Origin of the sequence: Streptococcus sp. 1621 (genome assembly GCF_013276615.1) — a bacterium.
Lineage (GTDB): Bacteria > Bacillota > Bacilli > Lactobacillales > Streptococcaceae > Streptococcus.
The window spans coordinates 71489-75590 of record NZ_VMLJ01000005.1 but is presented as its reverse complement, the minus strand read 5'-3'; the positions used below and the strand labels follow the sequence as shown (position 1 = coordinate 75590).

At 38.9% G+C, this 4102-nt stretch carries 2 protein-coding genes and 1 pseudogene; all 3 read right to left on the bottom strand.

The window, feature by feature from the left end:
- Positions 1-963 (bottom strand): annotated as a pseudogene (locus HT697_RS01195) (hypothetical protein); the annotation flags it as partial.
- Positions 964-1588: 625 nt separating this feature from the next.
- Positions 1589-2776 carry a CAP domain-containing protein gene (locus tag HT697_RS01190; RefSeq protein ID WP_173218979.1) on the bottom strand — a complete coding sequence of 396 codons (1188 nt, stop codon included), beginning with the start codon at positions 2774-2776 and terminating at the stop codon, positions 1589-1591.
- 134 nt (positions 2777-2910) lie between these two features.
- The gene (locus HT697_RS01185; RefSeq protein WP_049512631.1) at positions 2911-3948 is read right to left on the bottom strand and encodes an aldose epimerase family protein; all 1038 of its coding nucleotides are present in this window, start codon (positions 3946-3948) and stop codon (positions 2911-2913) included.
- Positions 3949-4102 lie beyond the last annotated feature (154 nt).

The window sequence follows — 4102 nt, the reverse complement described above, 5'->3', positions numbered from 1 at the left end:
TTTTTCCGCTGGTTTTTCTGCTGGTTTCTCTGCCGGTTTTTCCGCTGGTTTTTCTTTAGCTTTATCTTCTTCTGCAGCTTTCTTATTTAATTCATCGATAAATTTTTCAGCTTGTTTTGCAGTTAAGCCTTTTTTGAAGCCTTCTACAATTTGTTTTCTTGTTTCATCTGATGCTGCTTTTAATGCTGCAATTGTATCAGCTTTTGCTTTTGCTTCTTCTGGACTATTAGTTTCAGCTTTTTCTAATTCTGCGATTGCTGCTTTCAATGCTGCATCATAGTTTGCTAAAAATTCTTCCTGAGCTGCTTTCTCTTCTTCTGCTGACTTTTTATTTGCATCATCGATTGCTTTTTCAGCGTCTTCTGCAGTTAAGCCTTGTTTGAAACCTTCTACGATTTTAGCTTTTGTTTTATCTGCTTCTGCTTTTAATTTTGCAATCGTATCTTGAATTTGTTCTTCTATTTCAGGATTATTTTTTGCATCTTCTTCTAATTTTGAAACCGTATCCTTTAATGCCTTGTCAAAATTAGCTAAAAATTCTTGTTGAGCAGCTTCTTCTTCCTTAGCTTCTTTTTCTTCTGCAACTTCCTCTTCTTTAGCTTTTGATTCTATTTCTTCTTCAGCATCTTCTGCAGTTAGACCTTCTTTGAAGCGTTTTTCATAGTCAGCCTTCTGAGCTTCAGTTCGTTTTTTAAATTCATCAATAAACCCTTGAATTTGGTTTTCTAATTCTGGATCTCCTTTTCCTTTTGCATTGTCTAAATATTCTTGTAATTCTTTAACTGTAGCTTCTTTAGCTTTATCAAAATTAGATAAGAATTCTTTTTGCTTCTCTGATAAAGAATTTTCGACAGCTTGTGGAGCGTCTTCTGCTCTTACAAAAGTAGGCTGAGACGCAACAAAACCAGCCCCTAAGATAGCGACGCTGGCTAGACTTGTTAAAATCATTTTTTTCTTATTCATCTAAATTTACCTCTTTTCTGATAATCATTTTCAGACTACACTATATTAAGTATACCCCCCCCACAAATCTTTGTCAAGTGTTTTATATTAAATTTTTGTTACATTTTTGTTCGGAATTTTATTTGTTTTATCAAAGTTTTTGTGAAAATCGTTTTGAAAACTTTGATATTTCTTTACATTTTCTTTCCTAGAGTTTCTCTTTTATTCTGGTGTGTATTTGCTTCTCACACTGCTTTTCTATTGCAGATGAGACTCAATGAAAATCAAAAAGCAAACTAGGAAGCGAATCGTAGGTTGCTCAAAACACTGTTTTGAGGTTGCAGATAGAACTGGCGAAGTCAGTAACATATACCTACACCAAGGCGAAGCTGACGTGGTTTGAAGAGATTTTCGAAGAGTATAAAGCTCACATTCCAGAAATAAACAGATACCAAAAGCAAATGTTCAAACTTGATTTTTGAATTAGGAATACTCCAGCGATGACTCGTCCTTATTTTCAGTGAATAGCAACTGACTCTAAACACTCCAAAAAAAGAGGCCAATGTTCGCCATCAACCTCTTTCTTATCATTCATTCTTTTTGCTAAGTAAGATGAATACTTTACCTATGGCCTGACATTTTCAGCCTAGTTTACCCATTCACCATTACCATTTACACGGTAACCATCTGGTGTTGTTGTGCTCACTGCCAAAGCGCCTGAACCATTTGCATAGTACCAGTGTTGACCTACTTTAAACCAACCCGTCTTCATGATCCCTTCTTCATCAAGGTAATACCAGGTACCATTTTCCTTGTACCAACCTGTTTTCATAGCTCCTGAGCCATCAAAGTAGAACCATCTGCTACCATCTGTTCCCCAGCCTGTAAACATAGCGCCTGAGTTACTTAGATAATACACCGATCCATCAACTTCTACAAATCCAGTCTGCATGACACCTAGGTCATTCAAGTAGTACCATTGACCACCTGTTTTCAACCAGCCTGTCTTCACATCACCAGACTCATAAAAATACCACTTGCCATTAGACTGCACCCAGCCAGACTGATCAGACGTAGATTTTCTGAAATCTTTCAGCGGTGTTTCTACAACTATAGCTTTACTTTTAATTGTTGAAAGGTTTGAGGCAGTCACTTCTGTGTACTGAACAGCAGAACCATATCCACCAGCCAATTCCTCTGAAGAAGTCGTAGTTCCTAGAGCCAAAGCAACCGTTGCTGCTTTCTGAGGACTAGCTGCATTTTTAAAAGCAGCAAGACCCACATGGGTAAATTTAGGGTTAATCAAGTTCTCATAATAAGATGAAAATTCTTTTGATGTTTTATCTTTCTTTTTCGCCACATATTGCGCCTTTTCAGCATGCCAGTTTTCAATTGCTTTTAGAAATCCATCAGGATTCAAATCTAAAGCTTCTCCACTTAGGCTATTACCAGATGGAAAGGCAGTCCAGTTGTTTTTACTGGAAAGACGTTCAGCCTTCAGCGCAACAGATACCTCAGCAGCGCGTACAAAAGCCGTTTTCTCATGGTCAACTGACCATTTGACAGGAACATACTTATCTACCAAACCTTCGTCGGCTGCTTCTTTACGAATTTTATTGATAGCATCTAAAATAGATTGTTGATGAGGAGGCAAAAATTCTCCCTTGATTCCAACCAAAACATTGCCACTAGAAGGTTTTAGCACCTCTGAGGTCAATACATTACCATCAGCAGATTGTGTTGCAACCAGTCTGTCGTTGGCAAAAACATCATTTGTCAAAACTGCTCCTGCCAAGGTCAAGGCCAAGGCGCTAGCAAATACAATTTTCTTCATTTCTTTCTTACTCCTTATTGTAGTTTGAATATTATCTTAACAGATACCTTTCAACGTTTAATTATATCATATTTTCCTACTATTTGTCTTTGCTTACCTATTCCTAAATCCCAAAAGTAGGCGCAATGATTCTTTTATTTCACAACAAGTTCATAACGTGTCTTACTTGTGAAGGTTTGACCAGCTTTAAGGATGACTTGGTCTTTGAGGTTACTGTGAATGGCATCTGGTAAAACTTGCGCTTCAAGGGCAATCCCATTGTGCTGTAGCATTGGCTGACCTCCTATGATGACACTCTCATCCACAAAATTTGCTGTGTATACTACAAAGCAAGGAGCCTCTGTCTTGAAGAGCAGGAAGCGACCTGAGTTTTGATCATAAAGGAAACCAGCATTGTCATGACCTGCAGGAAGGGCAAATGGATGATCCAAACCTGATACCAGCTGGATTTGCTCATCTTCCTCTGCAAAGATATCCTTCAACAAGGCACCATTGTAGATGTGTTTGACCACATCACGGTTGGCTTCTGGAGTTTTGGCAGGAACACCGTCGGGAGCGATTGGATAAATGCCCTCAGTATTTAGCTGGAAGACATGGCGGTCAATCGTCTGCGTGAAATCACCAGACAAGTTGAAATAGCTGTGGTTGGTTGGATTGACCAGCGTATCCTGATCTGTTGTTACCTTGTAGCTGATTTCATAGGCACCAGTTTCTTCCAAGTGATAACTAATCCAAATCTTGAGATTGCCAGGAAATCCTCCTGTACCATCTGTACGCTCTGTGTAGAGGGTCAAGCCATGGTCACTCACTTCAACTAGTTCAAACAAACTCGAATCCCAACCTGTTGAACCACTGTGATTACAATTGCTAGCATTGTTGACTTCAAGGTCATAAGTCTTGCCATTGAGTTCAAATGTCGCACCAGTAATACGGCCTGCCACAGGACCTACGCTAGCTCCATGTTTGGGACTATTACCTACATAGCTAGCAAAGTCATCAAAACCCAAGATAACGTTGGCAAAATTTCCATCCTTGTCAGGCGTTACATAGCGCAAGATGGTCGCACCATAGGTCATAACTTCAAGCTGGTAGCCACCGTCCGTCTCAAAACGATAGGCCAAAATATCTTGTCCCTCAACATTTCCAAACACACGCTCTGTGTATGCTTTCATTCTCTTCTCCTTTTACTATTTCTCTCAAGCAAACAAACCATAGAAAGCGAATTGACAATCTATGGTTTGCCTGATGATATACAAATCCTCTTGTCAAGAATTCATAAACACTATCTTATACTCAATGAAAATCAAAGAACAAACTAGGAAGCTA

What these genes read in the sequence shown, in the direction of transcription:
- HT697_RS01190 (WP_173218979.1), bottom strand. Translation starts at nt 2,776, where the DNA reads ATGAAGAAAATTGTATTTGCTAGCGCCTTGGCCTTGACCTTGGCAGGA.
- HT697_RS01185 (WP_049512631.1), bottom strand. Translation starts at nt 3,948, where the DNA reads ATGAAAGCATACACAGAGCGTGTGTTTGGAAATGTTGAGGGACAAGAT.